We start from the raw sequence: 19,512 nt of genomic DNA, 5'->3' as shown, positions 1-19,512 counted from the left end.
GGAAACTTCCCCTCCTCTAGAAATTTAGTTCCTTACAGTTGCACTCTTCTTACACCTGCCAAGGCCAAGGCGTCTGATTCCATTCCCACGGACATTTCGAATAGGCTCTGCCAAAATTCTGCAGCGGACCGTATAATTCCTGAAATTGATTCGCGAGCTTGGTACGTTCCTGAGTCAGCTGATTAAATTGTTCAATACTTCTCAAATCATCAGGATGAGTATTTAGATATAAGTTCAACTCCACTAAGGCAAAGTCAAGTGTCTGCAGTTGCTCAAGCAATTCATAATAACGTTGATCGCAAGGATTTGCCTCCATAATCTATTTCCCTCCTCCTTTGCACTTGGACTCATATGGGCTGTAAAATGCTGGCCATAACGTGCCAACCCTTAGCGCCTCCTGCAAACTAAACTGAGGTAAATCTGGCGGCTGAAAATTAACGAACTGATTGGGTGGAACTACATAAGTCTTGAACGGCACCGGCGGGCAAGGATCAAACGGGCCCCTAAAGGGGGTGTACCTCCGTACCTGTGATTCCATCTTTTCGTACCTCCTTTGTTCCTGTTCCTTCTTTGAAGAATCTGAACATTGCTTCCTTAGCTAACTTATGACAGCAGAACACAATATAAAACGTTATTTACAAAAAAAGCCCCTAGGCTTGAACTTTTCGTGTAATTTGCACGACAAATAAGCTGTCCCCGGAAATATACCGGAAACAGCTTTTCAATTGGACCTTTTTTTAGTATTACGCTTAGGGGTTAGCTCCTTTGAAAGAATCCTCGTGCTTAATCTCAAGGATATCCAACATAAATACAAAGATGGGAATGCCAAGAATAAGTCCCCAGACACCTATATAATGCTCAGAGAACAATAACACGCTGAAGGTGTAGAACATCGGCAAATTCATTTTTGTGGACATCAACTTGGGATTCAAGAAATAGCCTTCGATAAAATGCAACACCGCAATGATCGCCAGCACATAAGTGACTGTTGTCAGACCGCCGATGTTGTAGCCGATGATTAAGAGCGGAATGAGCGAAATCAAAAAACCAACCACCGGAATGAGACTGAGCAGAAAAATCAAGATCGATAGGGCAAATAAATATGGGAAGTTAAGCAACCATAAGCCAATAACAGTAAGGCAGGTATTGAACAAGGCAATAAGAATTTGCGCTTCAATTACTTTCCCAAAGGAAACGATGAATTGTCGGCTGAAATACTCCAGCTCTATATAAAACCAGGCAATCCGGCTCTCTCTCATCCTAGAAGTAAAACTGACGATCCGGTTCTTCTCAAGAATAAACACAAAGCTTAGAATGGTTGATACAACGAAAGTCGCGCCCCAGTTGCTAACCTTCAGTACATAATCGATGCCTCTTTTGATGTAGATCTGATAGTTTAGGTCCTTGAACATATCATACAAATACAATGTAATCTTGTTCTGCGGGAGGTCGTCTGATTTGAGATTGGTAAGGAAGATGGTTAATTGCTTAATCTGCTCCAATACTTTTGGAAGATATTTAGCAAGGGCCAGTACAATCACCGCGATTAAAGCGAGGTATAAAATGACAATAATCACCTTACTGTTAACCTTCACAAATTTACCAATTCCTTTACTAAGCAAGGTCTGAAAGCTGTTCATGACAAAAGCAATCAAAAACGTCAGCAACACCAGATTAAGCATCCCTCGAACACTGTACAGCAGCAGCCCGATAAGTGCGAGAATTAAAAAGCGTCTGGTGGTTATGTTCGCGTAGAATCGCTTGAATACATTCATTGATCTTGCTCCATTCGATTGCGATTAATGATGCTATCATCCAATGACTATAAAAAGGAAAACCTAGCCCCCACAAAAAAGCCGATGGAAACAAAAAGAAGTGACCAGGTTAGCGCTCCTGCAGTCGTTATGAGTATATATTTTTTGAAAGACATAGCACTGATACCAGAAATATAGCTTGATACATGCCTCAGACCGGGAATAAAATAGGCAATAAAAATGGTCCAGTTACCGAACCGCAAAAACCATCTTTTCATACTGGCAAAACGCTTGGGTGTAAGCCCCACCCACTTGCCGAATTTTTCTACCACAGGTTGCCCTAGTCTTAAACCAATAGTATAGCTGATAAGCATCCCTGTGATAGATCCCATGAAACAAACCAATACCGAAAGTGAAAAATCCAAAACCATAACGGAGGATAAATAACCTACAAACAGCATTAATACCTCATCGGGTACAGGAAGTCCGATAATCCCAAGTGCCATAAGAGCAAATATGGCTAAATATCCGTACTGCGAAATGATCTCAATAATCCAAGGCATGGGTGTTTCACTTCCTGTTGAAGGATTTTTTAAGGGACGGAAAAGGGATACGACTGACCATCATTACGGATAGTAATGCCATTAACACGATGACCAGCCCCGGTTTCATACGTTCATCTAGCAAAGAAATCATCGACAGAATGACTCCAGCAGCAGTAATGGGCATCCCCACGAACCCTTTGGAAGGCGCCGACAGATTAAATCTGGCCAAACGAAGTGCACCACAGATCAAAAACAAAACCGAAACTGCTGGTCCAATCCAGTGAGCATCTTCTAACTTATACAACAAGATAAGGAAGGTTGGCGCTAAACCAAAGGATATAATATCCGCCAATGAGTCCAATTGTTTACCGAATTCGCTGGTACAATGCAGTATTCTTGCCAGTAATCCATCTAGTACATCACATATTGCCGCGAGTAATATCATCAATAAAGCTAGACTATATCGTTCCTGAATCGTGAAATACAAGGATAGGGATCCAAGTCCTAAGTTTGCAAGTGTGCACATTGAAGGCAACCAATTCAATTTCATACGATTTCCCCCCTTTCAATATAATCTTTTTATTGATTCGTTTAACCTTCAAAGGTCACAGTAAAGCTGACACCTTTCTCGGTATTTTTCACTGTATAAATACAAGCGTGCATATCTAGTATTCGCTTCGCAATAGAAAGCCCCAGACCCGTACCGCCCGTCATTCGACTGCGGGAAGGCTCAGACCGATAGAACCGTTCCCAGATCTGCTCCAGCTGATCTTCAGGGATTGATTCTCCTATATTTTGAATAGTGAATACAATAGTCTGGGCATGACTCTCAATATTGACGGTGATAGAACTTCTTTCTTCCGCATGTCTGATAGCATTAGTCATAAAATTCAGCAGAACTTGTTCAATCCAGTTCACATCAGCATATATCGGTAATTCGTTTGCAGGAATAATGATGACCTCCAAATGTTTTTCACTCAGCAAGTGAACCAGCTTGTCCGTCACTTTTTCCGTCAGTTCACTTAACATAAAGGAAGTTTTCCGAAGTTTAATCGTGCCCGACTCCAACCTCGCTAGATCTAGCATATTTTTAACAAGAAACTCCATTTTATCGGCTTCCTCAATAATCACCTTAATATAGTGATCCTGCTTGCCTGCACTAACGCCGTCTTCCAATCCCTCGGCAAAACCTTTAATAATACTGAGCGGTGTCTTCAATTCATGCGAGGCGTTGGCAAAAAAGTCTTGCTGCATGATCTCCATTCTTTGTTTCTGCTCCATATCCTCAACTAGCTGCTGATTGGCCTCTCTTAACTCTCGTAAAGCAGAATCCAGACTTAGCGATAAGGTGAACATGCTGTTAGACAGGCTGCCTAACTCATCCTTCTGCCGAATCGATGTGTCCCCTGTAAAGTCCAAAGAAACCATTCGTTTGGCTATGTTGTTTAACTTAATAAGCGGACGCGTTACCATTTTTGAGAAAAAGAGAGAAAGAACCAAAATCAGAACAATACCGCCTATTCCCAGATATAAAAAGAACCAGCGCAACGCCTCGTTCAAATCCTTGACTTCCTGTAATGAGGTGACTGTGAATAGTAGTTCAATTTCTCCGTTACTTTGCTTAAGGGGCATGATAATCACAGAATTACGACTCCCACTCCATGGAGCAATCCAGTCTTGCTTCTGCAATTTCAGATTTTTGAAATCGTCTATCTGCGCCGGTGTCAAAGGGAACCATTCCTCTAGAGCCTCAAACAGTATTCCTTGACGTGGATTCCATATTTTCATATCAGGCAGTACAATTTCTGCAACAGTACCAGATGCATGAATCATCCCGGTCTCTTCCGTCTCCCCTATTGTTCCGCTCCCTTTTTTTGTAATACTAATGGGGTAGAGTATAAAGGGTGAAGAACTGTCTTCATCCAGAAGTTCACCTTCAACGCTCAATTGATCATCTACTTTAATGTTTGCTGCTCTAAGCGCATCCCCGTACTGATTCATGAATAGGGATAAAGAGACAACCATACTCTTTCCATCATCATCAATTAACTTTATATGAAATGGATCTTCCGAATTCATTTTTCCATCCAGCTTCAAAATAACCATTTGTGTTTTATTCCGCAGCATAAACCGAACGAGCTCCTGGGAGGTCCGAGTGCTTCCCCACGGCTCGCTTATATATCTTGCAGCAAAGCTCTTAAGATGTTTCTCCACGCGGTTCTCTTTTTGCTTCTGATAGAAATTGTCAAACAACAGCGTTTGGCTTAGAATAACCATCCCATAAAAGCAAAGAAAAAAGATAACCGTCATCACAAACAGTTTAAAGGTAATTCCACGTCTTCTCATGCCTCTTCCTCGAACATGTACCCTGTGCCAATCACCGTACGAATAAAACGAGATTCATAACCCAATTTACTTCGCAGCTTTTTGATATGACTGTCCACAACTCTGGAATCTCCTTCAAATTCAATTCCCCAGATCCGACTAAGGATTGTATCCCTTGAAATGACAATCCCTTTATTTCGTATTAAAAGCCATAAAAGATCGTATTCCTTAGGGGTAAGCTCCACTTCTGCATCTTCTACCTCTAACCGATGAGCTAAGGTGTTAAACATCGCAGAACCAAATTTTATTATGCTGGATTCAGGCTGATGGGTACCTTCAACACGCTTCATAAGTGCATTTGCCCGGGCTACCAGCACCTTTGGACTAAATGGCTTTGTAACATAATCATCCGCACCTAATTCAAATCCATAGATCTTGTCTTCGTCTGTGGACTTGGCAGTTAACAATATGATTGGTATCGCTGATTTCTCACGAACTTCTCGGCACACTTCAAAGCCATTCATGGCAGGCATCATGATATCCAGAATCAGCAGATCCGGCAGCAGTGAGTCAAACCAAATCAATGCATCTTTTCCATTATCCGCTTCGAGCACTTCCCAATCATTCTGTATGAAATAATCAGACACCAGTTCACGAATACGAATTTCATCCTCAACGAGAAGAAGCTTCTTTTTCAATCTAGACCCCGCTTTCAAATCATTTATAAATATTAGCATAGTCGAACACTATGTCCTTTATGTGTCCACAAAAAACTCCCCCTGTCATGAGCCTTCAGCTCTAGCAGGAGGAGTTCATTTTATCCCTGATCACCCGGAACAATACGTTACAAATTTCAAAAGGTTATTCTTTATCCTCATCTTGTTCTGAAGAGTCCTCTTCATCCTCGGCACGCGGTTCATGATGAATATTAATTCTGGTAATCCGCAGTCTCGTCGATTCCTCAACTTCAAAAACAACATCCTCAACCTTCACTCGTTTTCCCTTGCTTGGATTCCCTTCCAGCTCCTTAAACAACCAGCCTCCGATAGAATCCACTTCATCATCCTCAATCACTACACCTGTAAGATCGTTGACATCTTCAATCAACATCCGGCCTTCAACAGAAATATACTCTCCGTTGCGTTCCACGCTAGGACGCTCATCTTCGAATTCGTCATGCAGATCGCCTACGATTTCTTCCAGAATTTCTTCTGCTGTCAGTAGACCAGCTGTACCTCCGTATTCATCGACAACTAGCGTTAGCTGAGCTTTGTTCTTCTGCATAAATCGCAGAGTATGGCTAATCTCCATCGATTCCGGTACGTTAAGGATCGGTCGTACCAGCGTCGTAAGATCATTCTGCTGCTCAGGTGGAGCAAACAATAGGTCGGTGATATGAATAAAACCAATAATACGGTCCTTATCTTCAAAAGCAACCGGATAACGTGAATGTCTCGTTTCGGTAATAATCTTCATATTTTCTTCGAGCGAAAGATTGCTGTACAGCACATCCATATCCGTACGAGGCAACATGACTTCACGAGCGAGAAGATCTGAGAACTCAAAGATGTTATCCATCAGCTTCATCTCATCTTTATCAATGACACCACTCTTAGCACTCTGATTCATCAGGATGCGAATTTCCTCTTCAGAGTGGGCGGCCTCACTCTCATTTGCAGGCTCAACACCCACTAAACGAAGCAATGCGTTCGCCGATGCATTCAGTACCCAGATAAAAGGCATGAACAAATTATAGAAGAACATCAGAGGAGCCGAGAGCAATAAAGCGGACCCTTCTGTTCTTTGAATGGCAAGTGATTTCGGTGCAAGCTCACCAAGTACAATATGTAAAAATGTAATAATCGAAAATCCGATAACGACAGAAACGGTAGAAATCAGAGTTCCATCGGTAATTCCCATCTTATACATTAACGGTTCGACAAGCAGCTCCGAAATGGCTGGCTCACCGACCCAACCTAATCCCAATGACGCAAGTGTAATCCCAAACTGGGTAGCAGATAAGTACGAATCCAGTCTCTTATTTACCTTGAGCGCATATCCAGCCATTTTATTACCTTCACTAACTAGCTGGGTCAGACGAGACTGCCTGACCTTCACTAGTGAGAACTCCGCTGCTACAAAAATCCCGTTCAATAACACGAGCACCAGAACAAGCAAAAGATTAAGCATTAATCTCCCAACTTCAAATTCCGTATGTGCCACTTTAACAACGCCTCATTTCTACAGATTGATCGCTTTTCTAGTTTTGAAGTCCACTTCCGGATAATACATATCTGCTACTAACAGATTAGGTCCGCAACAACCTGCTGCATCGCAGTGACAGTTCACCGTCTGGTTCAGCGGATGCTTCGTCTGCCAATCGATAAATATATCATCCAGTTTTTGGTTGTCTATGTTGCCAAAGGCTGCGATATCAGCGAAATCTGTAACAAAAACATCTCCGGTAAACATATTTACGTTCACACGATTCCGACCATCCGGATCATTACGAAGCGTAACATTCTTCTCTGCACGCATTCTGCTTAGTAACTTCTGGTCTTCCTCCAGGAAGCTGCAGGCAAAAAACGGAAGCGTGCCGAATAGCATCCAAACGTCAGGATCACGCTTGTCGAGTAAAGCATGGATCGCCGTCCGCATTTCATTTAAGGATAACACCGGCAAAGCGGAAGCAAAGCTCGAATTGTACATCGGATGAACCTCATGCCGGCGTGCTCCCATGTCAAGAATCAGCTTATGAATTTCAGGAAGCTTCGTGTGGGTACGGTAATTGATCATAGTTTCCGCAGAAATCAACATCCCATCCTCACTAAGCCTACGAGAGTTCTCAATCATTGTATAATACAGCCGGTAGGCGGCTTCCTTGGCAACCGCATGACCACTGTTCGCAAAACCGACCTCATGAAAATCATCACCATTCACATAATTAAATGAAATATGCATAACGTCCAGATATGGAAGCAGCTTCTCATAACGGGAATACGGCATGGTCAGATTAGAATTAATTTGTGATCTGATTCCCCGCTCCTTGGCATATTTCAGCAGTGGCACAATGATATTATCCACTGTGCTGGCACGGAACATGGGCTCACCGCCCGTAATACTAATGGTCTCGAGATGCTCAACCTCCTCTAAACGGTCCAGCATATTCTTAAGCGGCAGCATATCTCCTTCTTTGGAGGTTAAACTATCACCTACAGCACAGTGCTCACAACGCATGTTGCATAAATTGGTTACAGTGAATTCCACACTCGTTAGCACATGGCGGCCATGCTTACGCAGAGAAGTAATTGGATCCCACGGATCGTAACTAGGCGACAGCTCCCTCGGTGAAGATGTTAATGGTCTTAAAACATTCATTTGTACTAGCTCCTTTAAATCTTATTCCTATTATTAACCCAAAATCATGAAGAAAGAACGATGACTTACCCTATATCATACCACGATAGTCAAAAAAACTGCACTTTTGATGTCTTTCTGGCTCTCTTTACTTGCTTCACATTTCAAAAAAATAAAAGCAGCGAGACGAAAAATAGGCCTCCGACATATCTTCGGACAAGCCTAATCTTCTCTCCACGCTGCTATAAATAATCAATTTGGTGTTTCCAGGGAATCACCTTGTTCCGCGACGTCAACGATAACAACGGAGAGGGCATTACTAAGATCTCGTTCAAACGGTACGACTTTCTCTCCTTCCGGTCCCGTAAGCACACGTACAGTGGGTCTGTGAGGCGTACTTGGATCTATTTTGACCACAACCCCGCTCTCCCCCGTACTGAGCTTTACCGTAAGACCGAGTGGGTAGATAGCTACACGATCTCTGAACAGCTCTAAATGCTTCTGTTCATACAAAGTACCGGAACCAACATAAAGGGCCTCAACGGCTTGATGTGGCAGCATAGCCTTTTTGTAGACTCTATTGGAAGTCATGGCATCGTAGGAGTCCGCTACACCAAGCCACTTCGCATATTCATGGATTTGGGGTCCAGTTAATCCGCGAGGATATCCGGAACCGTCAATGCGTTCATGATGCTGCAAGGCACAATGTGCTGCGAGCAGCGGGATATTCGGCTCCTCCTTTAGAATCTGAAACCCGATCTCAGTATGAGCCTGCATGTGGCGGAATTCTTCATCACTGAGCCTGCCGGGTTTCTGTACGATTTTTATCGGGATTTGTGTCTTTCCAATATCATGCAGCAGCGCACCTAGCCCAATTACTCGAAGCTCCTCTTTACTATACCCGTGAGCAATGCCAAGCACCAAAGTGTATAAGCAGACATTCAGGGAATGGACATATAAATAGTTATCAGCAGTGTGCATATCCATCAGCATGATCATCGGATCTTCTTGTAAAGACATATCGTCTAAAATGTTGTCCATGATCTTAGAAAATTTTTTGTCCAGATGATACAAACCCTTAGTAATTCCTGAAGCCCCAGACATTTGCTGAAATTGATTACGAATCACCTTTAGGGCTTGATTGCGCGTCTCATCCTGGAGTATACCAGTAATCACAATATCGTCCGTGACAGAATCCTCTATGTAGATATAGCCGATATCAATTCTAGCGAGACGCTTGATCAATGCATCCGTAAGCTCCACCCCGTCCGCGAGTAGAGTTAGACCTTCATCATTATATATTTTTTTACCTAATTTCATGCCTGCTTGAAGTTGATTCACGGATACTAAACGCACTAAACTCACTCCTGCCTTTAACGGTAAAATGCTATTCTGTATTGAAATCCTTGGGTCACACGCTTTGTCTATACCGTTTCTTTAGAAATTCAGACAGGTGTACCTTAAAGAAAATCAGATGTGTCCAGGTCTATGCCACGGGCATTAACGCATAATAAACAACCAGAATACAGCAGCAAGAATAAATCGATAAATCGCGAAATGCGTTAATCGAATCTTTTGAATCCATTTCATAAACAAAATGACTACTAAATATGCCACTACAAAGGAAATCAGAAATCCAATTACAAAATAACCAATCGTCTCACTTGTGAAGTTTTTATACGAATCCAGCAGTTCATACCCGGAAGCCGCACACATAATAGGAATCGCTATGAGGAAGGAAAAATCCGCTGAAGCCTTGTAACTGACCCCGCTTAACATCCCCCCAGAAATCGTAGAACCGGAACGGGAGAAGCCTGGCCAGAGTACCGAAATAATCTGATACAATCCAATCGCAAGCGCCTGTCCATAAGACAAATCATCCAGTTCGTGGGCAGTAATACGTATTTTTCGTCTGTTCACCCATTCTGCAACAATCATTAGAATCCCTCCGGCGACAAGCGCCCAGAGTACCGTCGAAGCTCCAAAGAGGCTTTTGATAAAATCGCGGGCAAAAAATGCCACAGCAAGTGCTGGGGCAATTCCAAGAATCACATGAATTAAGTTCAGACGGGCTGCCGGCATAACGCCTCCTCTGCCTGAACTACTACGTCCAATCCCTAGTAAATTAAGTACTCGCTTGCGGTAAACAAGTGCAATCGCCAAAATCGCCCCTAGTTGAATTACAATTTCATAAGTCTTCATAATCGAATCTTGCTCAGCGAAACCTAATAGCTTCGTAGTCAAGATCATGTGTCCGGTCGAAGATACAGGAATAAATTCTGTGATCCCTTCGACAATTGCTAAAATAATAGCTGTAATCGTGTCCATAACGTCCTCCTATTTTTGGGAATCTAGCACTGTTAAATGGAGTCTATAAGTGTAGATTATGAGCTGTCGGCCTTATTCAGACTTAGCCTCCCAGCGAGTGAGCATGCATTCATCGAGACTGTTTGGTCGCTGTAACTCCATCCTTAAGAGATCGCGCAAAAAATGAGGCAATAGAAACAACGCATCCTTCCCATTCGCGATCGTCTCATAGCCGGCTCTGAAAGTAAACATGTCTAGCGTACCAACATTATACTCTCTTTCATCCTCCAGCGGGTTTCCTTCGACAAAAACTGCAACACTCTTATCATACGGTATCATCCGTGGGTCGTACAAGATTTTTAATCCATCTACTGCCAAACTGCCCAGATGATTCCCTCGGAAGCCGTACCCGTAAATGACCTTATTATAAAACTCCTCTGTAAGACTCTGTTCCAAAGCTGTCCGAATATCTATACCCTTCAGCTTAATGATGCAAGTATTGATGGGAGAAGGACATAGTGCGTGCAGCATCCCAGTCGTAACCTCACCTTCCGGCAATGGTCCTAGTAACTGACCCGTGTTGACTAATGACAGACTAGTTCCTGTAAATCTACGTACAGCTTGTGCCAAAAGATTGCCAAAGGGAGACTCTCCCTGCAAGCTCAAAGGAAGCTCACGGTCAGTAATCGCAGCGGTCGTCTGAAGAGATTCTTGGCCATGCTTCAAATGAATAGCCACTGCAGGACCTATAACCTCCTCCTTCAGAAGGGGGTCAATAGGAATACATTCACCCAGCACTAATCTGAAATCAGACTGAGGATCTAGTCGCTCAAATTGAAGACGCCCGAGATACCGACCGAATTTCCCGGCACCGCATACAGCAGTCCCATTAATCATAATAGGCTCCTCTAACAGATGATGCGTATGTCCACCAAGAATGGCATGAATGCCCTCTAGCCGCTCTGCCAACATTTTATCCGTAGGAAGTCCAAGATGAGATAGAACGATTAATATATCCACCTGTGGTGCTAAAAGTAGGCATTGTTCCCGGAGCGCTGTCTCAGGATCTAAAGCATCCCAGCCCAAAAGGGAATAGAACGAAGTAAATGCCGCTGTTGCTCCGGTCACACCTATTCTAATTCCATCCTTCTCCAAGATCGCATGACGCTGCATCCAGCTTGGTGGCTCCCCAGTCGAAGACTCCACAAAATTACAGCATACTACCGGACACTGTAACCCGGAAAAAATGGATGACAACATCTCCTGAGAGAACGTAAGTCCCTCATTATTGCCAATGGTTACAGCATCATATCCTGTTAAGTTTAATACGTCGATGTTAGCCTGACCCATAGTGCCTTCTGTCTCGACAGCTGCACGATCCATATGATCACCAATATCCAGCAGCAGTACAGGCTCTTCTCCCGCTGCAGCCCTTTGTGCGAATATTTCCGCTGCCACCGGACTTACCATCTCAAAATGGCTATGTATATCATTGGTATGAAGTATGGTCAGTCTTTGCGGCACATGCCCCATAAGCTACATTCCCCCTACCCTAGAGCTGCTCTTTAATGAAGCAGTCGGTGCGTGATCTTACAGAGCCTAGCATAACATTTTCAGACACATTATGGTATATTGAAGACATCAGAACATACATCAGAGGAGAATAAAAATGCATATTACTATCCGACTATTCGCGGGTCTGGCTGAGACCATCGGCTCTTCTTCTCTGTCCTTCCAAACGACTGAGATTCCCTTAACAGCCGGCAAGCTAAAGGAGCTTCTATCCGTCTCTTATCCGGCTGCAGCATCCCAAATTGAGGCTTCTTTAATTGCCATTGACCGGGAATATGCTCCTGATGATTCTATCATCACAGCGTCTTCCGAAGTCGCACTTATTCCTCCAGTTTCCGGGGGTGAGAACGGCACTATATATGAAACTACTATTGATGGTCTCTATATCATAACGGACCAGCCTTTAAATGCGGAGAAGCTTCTAGATGCCGTTCTTGACGTCAATCACGGTGCATCCTTATTATTTATCGGTACGACACGTGAAATGACCGGAGAACAACGGACAACTGCACTTCATTATGATGCCTATATCCCTATGGCCTTAAGTAAGCTGGAGGAGATTGGCATAGAGGTCAAGAACCGCTGGGACGCAAACTGCGCCATATCTCACCGCATTGGGCTTGTAGGTTTAAAGGAAGCAAGTGTTATCATTGCCGTCTCCACCCCCCATCGCGATACCTGCTACGAAGCCAGTCGCTTTGCCATTGAACGATTGAAACAGACGGTTCCCGTTTGGAAAAAAGACATTAATGAATCGGGCCAACATTGGGTGAACTCTGATCAAAAAGCTAACGATACAATCCACAAATAATCTTTTCTCCTTTTTGATTGAAAAATCTGAACTTTGTTGATATTCTGGATAAAATCGGATAAAAGGTGGCATAGGCATTGAGAGTACACGTCTCGGATCTAAAACCTGGTAATCACCTTAACGCGGACGCGTATAGTTCTAGGGGTTTACATGTATTACCAAAGGGATCACTGCTCCAAATAAATGATATCGCCAAGCTGATGCAGCTTGGAGTTGATTATGTTGATATCGAGACGTTAGAAGAAGAGGTATCCCCCCTCAGCAGACCTTCAATCATTCAGACGGTGACCACTAGTTTTGATACTATGATTGACGGCTTCGAGTCTCTTTATATGGAAGCGTTATTAAAAGGAAGCTTCAACCAATCCGTGGTAAACGACATTCTTCAGCCTTCACTTCAAACTTTGGACAAGCATAAAGATGTAGTGTCCCTCCTGCTTTTGCTGGATCGGGAAGATAACTATACCTACAATCACTCCCTTCAGGTAGGGATGCTCTCTTATTATATTGCGATATGGCTTGGTTATTCCAAACAAGAATGTTATGAAATTGGTCGTGCAGGATATTTGATTGATATTGGAAAATGCCGAATTTCACCCTCCCTGTTGAATAAACCAGGCAAGCTAACACCAGATGAGTTCGAGGAAATCAAACTACATACTAAGTACGGCTACGAAATCATACGTAATTCCATGGACGATTCTTACACAGCTTTGGCTGCTCTCCAGCATCATGAGCGTGAGGACGGCTCTGGCTATCCGAGCGGTCTAACCAAAACCGATATTCATCCTTATGCACAAATTGCAGCTGTAGCTGATATCTATAGTGCGATGACTTCTAAACGAGTCTATCAGTCGAAGCAAGAGCTGATTTCCGTCCTGCGTGAAATAAACAATCTAAGTTTCGGTAAACTGAACGCTAAAACCGTTCAAGCTTTTATCCAGCATTTAATGCCCAATTTCATCGGCAAGCGTGTGTTGCTGAACACAGGTGATATTGGCGTAATTATTATGAACAATCTGGTCGATATTTTCCGTCCACTGGTACAAGTTGACGGAATGTTTGTGGATCTTTCCCGCGAACGGAACGTTGCCATTGTAGAAATTTACATGGACTAGGGCGCTTCGATTCATGATCCCCCCTTTTCTTTCGGGGGGATTTTTTCTGTTGTATTTTGTGTAATCAATAATAGTAAAATGCCCTTTAATAGCACATTTTTGAATAACAGTTGCACAAAGTGCAATAGATGTTATTTTGTGAGCGGTAAAGGAGCTTTCTATTGTAGATACTGCAACAGAAAGCTCCGAATCCAGAATGCTAATTCCGTACCTTCCTTTATCAAACCTTCCTTTAAATATCCCACAGTTTCTCCCATTGCTCGAAATCCTTAATCATTTGTAACCTTCCTATCATTATTCTCATGATGATTGAATTACAATTTACTTGGCTAGACTAATATATGGCTTAACTATTTCCAGGAGGTAAAAGAGTATGCTTCCAGTCCATGAACGTCTTGCCGAGCTCTTCACTCTAAGTCGTCTACGCCAGCTTACAGCCTCCGAAGAAACGGAACAACAGCAATGCCTTCAGGTGAATGCCACTTACTGTTGGGAGATGGCCCGACTGCAGAATGAAATACTGTTAGCAGAACAAACAACGGATACACATTGGCATCAGGATATTTGTGCCCAAATGTTTGAGCTACGTGTAACGGGTAGGTTGCCCAAACGCCCGAAATAATTGAATCTACGATATATAAAACAGCCCACTCCTCATTTGCTTTCGCAAGGGGAACGGGCTGTTGTTCTGAGCTATAGGAAGCGGAACTGCGCTTCTATCAAACCGTTATACACACCATCACGTGACGTCAGTTCTCGGTGGGTTCCTTCTTCTTTGATTTCACCGTGATCCAGAACGACGATTTTATCCGCATGGCGGATGGTAGATAGTCTATGGGCCACGATAAAGGAGGTCCGGCCCTGAAGTAAGATTTTGAGTGCCTCCTGAATCTTAAGCTCCGTCTCTGTATCGATACTGGCTGTAGCTTCATCAAGGATCAGAATCCTTGGATTCGCCAATAGTGCGCGGGCAAAGGAGAGCAGCTGACGCTGTCCCATGGACAAGGCGCTACCGCGTTCTTCAACCTCTGTCTCATATCCTCCTGGAAGCTTCATAATAAAGTCATGGGCATCTACTGCTTTTGCAGCATTTTCCACTTCTTCATCGGTAGCATCCAGTCGACCAAACCGGATATTATCGCGAATCGTTCCTGAGAAAATAAAGGTATCCTGCAGCACGATTCCGATCTGCCTTCTCAGACTGTCCAGTGTGACTTCACGGATATCTTCACCGTCAATCGTAATTCGTCCGCTCTTAATATCATAGAACCGGCCAATCAGGTTAATAATCGTACTTTTCCCTGAGCCAGTATGACCCACAAGCGCGATTGATTGCCCCGCTTTTACATCCAGATCGATGCCTTTTAAAGCCGCACGACCTTTTTCATATTCAAAGACAACCTTATTAAAGTTAATATCTCCACGAATCGTTTCTAATGGCTTAGCCCCTGGATTATCTTGAACCGAAGGCTGCTCATCCAAGTATTCAAAGATCCGTTCCGAGGAAGCCATCGCTACAAGCAGCTGATTATACATCTGGCCCAGACGGTTAATCGGGTCCCAGAAGTTGCTGACGTAAGAGCTGAATGCTACCAGCATACCGACTGTAAGTTCACCGGATTGGATCAGATAAGCTCCCAACCAAAAGAGGATCATCGTTCCAAAACCACCAGTGATCTCGATCATCGGCCCGAAAGCTTGGTTCATTGCAGATGCTTTATTCCAGGACTTTTTGCTGTCTGTATTCATAAAATCGAAATAATTCATATTTTCACGTTCTTGTGTATAAGCCTGTGTGACTCTGATCCCCTGAATCGATTCATTCAAGTGTGAATTAATTCTGGAGTTCTTCATCCGCACATCCTGCCAAGCGATCCGAATCTTCTGACGCAGCTTAGTAGAAATAAAGAACATGATCGGAACCGTAACCATTACTACAAGACCAAGCTTCCAGTTGATCAATAACAGAATTATGGTAATTCCAAGAAGCTGCACACAGTCAATCATTAGATTGACTACCCCGTTCGTGAACAAATCCTGCAGTGAGTTGATATCATTCGTCACACGGACTAATACCGAGCCTGCTGGGCGTTTATCGAAGAAGTTAAAAGAGAGCTTCTGGATATGCTTGAACAAGTCAGAACGCAAGTCATAAATGACTCTTTGTCCAATGATGTTCGTGTACTTAATTCGGTATACACCTGCAATCCATTGAATGAGATATAAGACAATCACACCTGCCGTTAGCGAATAAAGAAGTGTTAAGCTGGGATTCCCAACCTTAGGTGCTATGGCACGGTCGATAGCTAAACTTGTCAAGAAAGGAACGGTCAGCTTCGTAATGGTTCCCAGAATCATCATGATAGAAACCAGTGGAAGCATCTGTTTGGCGTAAGGCTTCATATAGCTGAATAATCTGGTGAACTGCTTCCAGTCAAACGCTTTGTCGATAACATCATCATCTTTGTACACGAAACGTTCATCAAGTGTCTGCTGCTCGGCTGCTTTACGCTTTGCTCCCGTAGCGGTGTTCTGTTTGGCTTCAAGTTTCATATGCCTCACTCCTCCCCTCTTCCGGTAGCTCTGGCCAGATAGTCAGCATATTGTATCCGGTATACATCTTGGTATGGACCCGGAACTTCAATTAGCTCTTGATGGGTACCACGCTGCTGAACACGACCTTCATTCATGACAATGATTTGGTCAGCATGTCGCAAGGAGGATATCCGATGGGCGATAATAAGTGTTGTACGCCCATTCATGACCTCTTGGAAACCAGCTTGAATCTCATGCTCTGTTTCCATATCGACGGCACTAGTTGCATCATCGAGAATAAGAATACGCGGATTCTTAAGCAATGCTCTTGCGATGGCAATCCGCTGCTTCTGTCCACCAGAGAGACCCATTCCGCGTTCGCCTACTACAGTGTCATAACCGTCTTCCATCTCCATAATGAAATCATGCGCCTTAGCCAACTGCGCAGCACGGATAATCTCTTCCATGCTTACATTTTTCAAGCCATAAGAAATATTGTTGCGGATGGACGAGGAGAACAGGAATGTTTCCTGGAATACAGTGGCAATCTGTGACCGCAGGCTGCGCACATTGTATTCTCTAATATCAATGCCATCCAGCGTAATACTACCTTCATTTACATCATAAGCACGCATCATCAGTTGAGTAATTGTAGATTTACCTGAACCTGTGCCTCCAAGAAATCCAATAATTTCACCTGATTTAGCTTCAAAATGAATATCAGTAACCGCAGGCAATTTGTTCCCATATGCAAATGTCACGTGATTAAAGGCAACATCCCCCTTAACCTCTGAAGATACCAGTTCACGAGCATTCTCTTTATCCTTCACATCAATATTCTGGTTAAGTACTTCTAATACACGTTCTCCCGATGCCTTGGACTGTGTATAGTTATTAATATGGAATCCAAGACCCCACATCGGTCCAATGATATACCAAATCAAGCTGAAAAAGGCAACCAGTTCTCCTAGTGACATTTTCCCCTTGATAACTAACGTCCCGCCAACTCCAAGCAGAATAGCTGCACTGATTGAAGCTAAAAACTCCATCGCCGGGAAAAACTTACTCCAGAGCTCTGCCGCAAAAATCTGATTATTCTTATAACGTTCATTACGGTGTGAGAATTTCTCTACCTCGTGAGCCTCTCTGGCAAACGATTTAACCGTACGCACACCGGTAATATTCTCTTGTACAGCCGTTGTCAGAGAACTGAGCGCAAGACGCATCTCTTGAAAGGCTGGGTGAATCTTCGATTCAAATTTTAGGGCTATAAACGCCAGAATTGGCATCGTAATCAGAGTTACTAAGGTTAGCTGCCAATTAAGCGAGAACATCATAATTGAACCAAAAAACACCATAAAAAACACATTGAGCAGCTGAGCAAAACCAAAACCGATAAAGTTCCGGATCGCTTCCAAATCCCCGGTCAGCCGGGACATCAGATCTCCTGTTTTCGCGGTATCATAATAACGGAAAGATAGAAATTGCAATTTCTCATAACAAGCGTTACGTAGCCGGTATGCTAGAAAATTACCTAACCGTCCTCCAAAAAAACCATGTGCAAATTGCAGACATGCTTTTACAATTACTACCGCTAACACACTAAGGGCTAACACGGGTACCTCATCAAACTTTAGGGGTACAATTACATCATCGATCAGTCTTCTTAACAAATTGGGGGTAATTAGCCCCACTGCAGTTGCGGCGGCCAAGCATACAATCGAAAGAATTAAATAGTGCAGCTTCTCTCGGTAATAGCCTCGCAGTTGCCTGAGAACATCCATATCTCTCCTCCTTAGAGCTTTACGAAGTAAAGCGGCTTCGTAAGCATTGGCTTAGAGCTTTACGTAGTAAAGCTGTTTTTTAGCGCTTACAATTTTAGTGACTTTAAGCAGTGTATCATCCCTAATTTAAAGCGGCAAAGGGTAGATTTGATCGTTTATCCTGTTATTTCGGAAAAAAGCCCCATATATAGGTGATAAACGACCATCATTGTCTTAAAATACTCGAGTTTCCTCCTTAATGCTGTTGAATTAAGAAAGATCATGATTCTTGTCAAGATCAGGTCCCTCAAAGAAAGCCTTTATCAGGTTTTTTACATAAAATTTGGATTAAATCCTTTCGATAGAAAAATTCCCTCCGATTCCCAAATGAATCGGTCTTGTTGGATTAAATACAAATGACCCACAAGAAGGACACTCTTTTTCAAAGTGTTTAACTTGTAGGTCACATTTGGGCGCCCCTGCAGTAACTATTCTATTGGAAAATAAAGATCCATGTATTCCGAACCGTTGATCTCCAGTTTCTCTTCCAGCCAGAAGCGTTCCTGATCACAAGAGGTTTTGTAGCCTCTGCTGTTTACCCATCCGGCAAGCTTTTTCCATCCTAGCGGAATACGCTCAAAAGGGTCAATCATCGGCTCGGTAATCCGCAGGATTGCATATTTACAGTCCTCAACATCTTTAAATTTAAGCCCCGATTCAAGGTGATAAGGCTTTTCTTCTACAACCACCCAATATTCGTAGCCCCGTAGCCCTTCCTCTTGATCCTCATCACTAACAGGAATATCAAAACCAAATTGTCTTGCATCTGTCTTAATTCCAGACTTCTTAGCCCATTCAGTGACAAAGTTAATGACCTCATCTTCAGGATTATCACTGACCCTTACCCCACTCACTACCTTCATTGCGCCCAAGCTGCCTATCGTAACGTCACTTAAATAGTCCACTTTAATTCCTCCGCGTAATTGGTTTATTTGTTCATTTAGCAGCGGTTTTGGTGGCAAGGCATATCTTACATTTCTGCAACTACTGGGTACTTGACCGAACTCCTGCTGAAAGGCTCTACTAAATGATCTCTCTGAGCTATAGCCGTAGTCCAGCGCAATGTCCAGAATTCTTCTGCCATTAATGACATCAACCATCGCATAACCCAACCGTCTCCTGCGAACATATTCCATTAGAGTGACATCAAGGTGGATACCAAAGATCCGATGAAAATGAAATTTGGAGAACCCTGACCGCTGCGCACATTCCTCAATGGAAATCGGACCTTTTAGATTTTCTTCGATGTAATCAATAGTTTCCTGCAAACATTCTAGATAACCCAGCTTCTTCACTTCCTCGTTGCAACGATTGATTTTATTATAATCTTAACCTCCGTCCAGGACAGGACATTTCTTGCTGCTT

The 19,512-nt window shown here is 43.3% G+C and carries 18 protein-coding genes; 3 read left to right on the top strand and 15 right to left on the bottom strand.

Going from position 1 to position 19,512, the window contains the following annotated elements:
* Window positions 1-49 precede the first annotated feature (49 nt).
* The 12 genes from R50345_RS09080 to R50345_RS09025 form a co-directional block, all read right to left on the bottom strand.
* Window positions 50-316: a spore coat protein CotJB gene (locus R50345_RS09080; protein ID WP_094870385.1), complete on the bottom strand. Its 267-nt coding sequence runs from the start codon at window positions 314-316 to the stop codon at window positions 50-52.
* Window positions 317-319: 3 nt separating this feature from the next.
* Complete coding sequence (locus R50345_RS09075; RefSeq protein ID WP_042125890.1) at window positions 320-538, bottom strand: spore coat associated protein CotJA; 219 nt, start codon at window positions 536-538, stop codon at window positions 320-322.
* A 211-nt stretch (window positions 539-749) separates the two neighbouring features.
* Window positions 750-1,775: an AI-2E family transporter gene (locus R50345_RS09070; protein ID WP_042125888.1), complete on the bottom strand. Its 1,026-nt coding sequence runs from the start codon at window positions 1,773-1,775 to the stop codon at window positions 750-752.
* A 47-nt stretch (window positions 1,776-1,822) separates the two neighbouring features.
* A complete protein-coding gene (locus R50345_RS09065; protein ID WP_042125886.1) occupies window positions 1,823-2,317 on the bottom strand; it encodes a DedA family protein in 495 nt (164 codons plus the stop codon).
* Between the two features lie 7 nt (window positions 2,318-2,324).
* Window positions 2,325-2,849, bottom strand: coding sequence for a CDP-diacylglycerol--serine O-phosphatidyltransferase (pssA, locus tag R50345_RS09060; RefSeq protein ID WP_042125884.1), 525 nt, complete (start codon window positions 2,847-2,849; stop codon window positions 2,325-2,327).
* Between the two features lie 41 nt (window positions 2,850-2,890).
* Window positions 2,891-4,645, bottom strand: a complete 1,755-nt coding sequence (locus R50345_RS09055) for a sensor histidine kinase (RefSeq protein ID WP_042125882.1) — start codon at window positions 4,643-4,645, stop codon at window positions 2,891-2,893.
* A complete protein-coding gene (locus R50345_RS09050) occupies window positions 4,642-5,322 on the bottom strand; it encodes a response regulator transcription factor (protein WP_042125880.1) in 681 nt (226 codons plus the stop codon). The genes R50345_RS09055 and R50345_RS09050 overlap by 4 nt, the downstream gene beginning before the upstream one ends.
* Before the next feature lie 163 nt (window positions 5,323-5,485).
* Entirely contained in the window at window positions 5,486-6,814 is a 1,329-nt protein-coding gene (locus tag R50345_RS09045; protein WP_042132005.1) for a hemolysin family protein, read from the bottom strand.
* Window positions 6,815-6,865: 51 nt separating this feature from the next.
* Entirely contained in the window at window positions 6,866-8,002 is a 1,137-nt protein-coding gene (yfkAB, locus tag R50345_RS09040) for a radical SAM/CxCxxxxC motif protein YfkAB (RefSeq protein ID WP_042125879.1), read from the bottom strand.
* A 231-nt stretch (window positions 8,003-8,233) separates the two neighbouring features.
* A complete protein-coding gene (locus R50345_RS09035; RefSeq protein ID WP_042125877.1) occupies window positions 8,234-9,337 on the bottom strand; it encodes an HD-GYP domain-containing protein in 1,104 nt (367 codons plus the stop codon).
* 144 nt (window positions 9,338-9,481) lie between these two features.
* Window positions 9,482-10,309 (bottom strand): undecaprenyl-diphosphate phosphatase, encoded by an 828-nt coding sequence (locus R50345_RS09030; RefSeq protein ID WP_042125875.1) that lies wholly within the window; start codon window positions 10,307-10,309, stop codon window positions 9,482-9,484.
* A gap of 72 nt (window positions 10,310-10,381) precedes the next feature.
* Window positions 10,382-11,821, bottom strand: a complete 1,440-nt coding sequence (locus R50345_RS09025) for a bifunctional metallophosphatase/5'-nucleotidase (protein ID WP_042125873.1) — start codon at window positions 11,819-11,821, stop codon at window positions 10,382-10,384.
* A gap of 136 nt (window positions 11,822-11,957) precedes the next feature.
* On the opposite strand from R50345_RS09025, the gene R50345_RS09020 reads away from it, so the two are divergent.
* The 3 genes from R50345_RS09020 (at window position 11,958) to R50345_RS09010 (ending at window position 14,411) form a co-directional block, all read left to right on the top strand.
* A complete protein-coding gene (locus R50345_RS09020; RefSeq protein WP_042125871.1) occupies window positions 11,958-12,671 on the top strand; it encodes a molybdenum cofactor biosynthesis protein in 714 nt (237 codons plus the stop codon).
* A 77-nt stretch (window positions 12,672-12,748) separates the two neighbouring features.
* Window positions 12,749-13,789, top strand: a complete 1,041-nt coding sequence (locus tag R50345_RS09015; protein ID WP_042125869.1) for an HD-GYP domain-containing protein — start codon at window positions 12,749-12,751, stop codon at window positions 13,787-13,789.
* Between the two features lie 373 nt (window positions 13,790-14,162).
* Window positions 14,163-14,411 carry a DUF7667 family protein gene (locus R50345_RS09010; protein WP_042125867.1) on the top strand — a complete coding sequence of 83 codons (249 nt, stop codon included), beginning with the start codon at window positions 14,163-14,165 and terminating at the stop codon, window positions 14,409-14,411.
* A gap of 71 nt (window positions 14,412-14,482) precedes the next feature.
* On the opposite strand, the gene R50345_RS09005 is transcribed toward R50345_RS09010, so the two are convergent.
* The 3 genes from R50345_RS09005 to R50345_RS30205 form a co-directional block, all read right to left on the bottom strand.
* Entirely contained in the window at window positions 14,483-16,342 is a 1,860-nt protein-coding gene (locus R50345_RS09005; RefSeq protein WP_042125865.1) for an ABC transporter ATP-binding protein, read from the bottom strand.
* 5 nt (window positions 16,343-16,347) lie between these two features.
* On the bottom strand, window positions 16,348-18,108 hold the full coding sequence (locus R50345_RS09000) for an ABC transporter ATP-binding protein (protein ID WP_042125863.1): 1,761 nt from the start codon (window positions 18,106-18,108) through the stop codon (window positions 16,348-16,350).
* A 467-nt stretch (window positions 18,109-18,575) separates the two neighbouring features.
* Window positions 18,576-19,442, bottom strand: a complete 867-nt coding sequence (locus tag R50345_RS30205) for a helix-turn-helix domain-containing protein (protein WP_231574103.1) — start codon at window positions 19,440-19,442, stop codon at window positions 18,576-18,578.
* Between the last annotated feature and the right edge of the window lie 70 nt (window positions 19,443-19,512).

Origin of the sequence: Paenibacillus sp. FSL R5-0345 (genome assembly GCF_000758585.1) — a bacterium.
GTDB lineage: Bacteria > Bacillota > Bacilli > Paenibacillales > Paenibacillaceae > Paenibacillus_AQ.
The sequence above is the reverse complement of the archived record's forward strand: the minus strand, read 5'-3'. Positions and strand labels throughout refer to the sequence as shown.

Bases quoted from the DNA above. Each gene is read 5' to 3' on its own strand.
- R50345_RS09080 (WP_094870385.1), bottom strand. From the start codon at position 316: ATGGAGGCAAATCCTTGCGATCAACGTTATTATGAATTGCTTGAGCAA.
- R50345_RS09075 (WP_042125890.1), bottom strand. From the start codon at position 538: ATGGAATCACAGGTACGGAGGTACACCCCCTTTAGGGGCCCGTTTGAT.
- R50345_RS09070 (WP_042125888.1), bottom strand. From the start codon at position 1,775: ATGAATGTATTCAAGCGATTCTACGCGAACATAACCACCAGACGCTTT.
- R50345_RS09065 (WP_042125886.1), bottom strand. From the start codon at position 2,317: ATGCCTTGGATTATTGAGATCATTTCGCAGTACGGATATTTAGCCATA.
- pssA (WP_042125884.1), bottom strand. From the start codon at position 2,849: ATGAAATTGAATTGGTTGCCTTCAATGTGCACACTTGCAAACTTAGGA.
- R50345_RS09055 (WP_042125882.1), bottom strand. From the start codon at position 4,645: ATGAGAAGACGTGGAATTACCTTTAAACTGTTTGTGATGACGGTTATC.
- R50345_RS09045 (WP_042132005.1), bottom strand. From the start codon at position 6,814: ATGCTTAATCTTTTGCTTGTTCTGGTGCTCGTGTTATTGAACGGGATT.
- yfkAB (WP_042125879.1), bottom strand. From the start codon at position 8,002: ATGAATGTTTTAAGACCATTAACATCTTCACCGAGGGAGCTGTCGCCT.
- R50345_RS09030 (WP_042125875.1), bottom strand. From the start codon at position 10,309: ATGGACACGATTACAGCTATTATTTTAGCAATTGTCGAAGGGATCACA.
- R50345_RS09025 (WP_042125873.1), bottom strand. From the start codon at position 11,821: ATGGGGCATGTGCCGCAAAGACTGACCATACTTCATACCAATGATATA.
- R50345_RS09020 (WP_042125871.1), top strand. From the start codon at position 11,958: ATGCATATTACTATCCGACTATTCGCGGGTCTGGCTGAGACCATCGGC.
- R50345_RS09010 (WP_042125867.1), top strand. From the start codon at position 14,163: ATGCTTCCAGTCCATGAACGTCTTGCCGAGCTCTTCACTCTAAGTCGT.
- R50345_RS09005 (WP_042125865.1), bottom strand. From the start codon at position 16,342: ATGAAACTTGAAGCCAAACAGAACACCGCTACGGGAGCAAAGCGTAAA.
- R50345_RS09000 (WP_042125863.1), bottom strand. From the start codon at position 18,108: ATGGATGTTCTCAGGCAACTGCGAGGCTATTACCGAGAGAAGCTGCAC.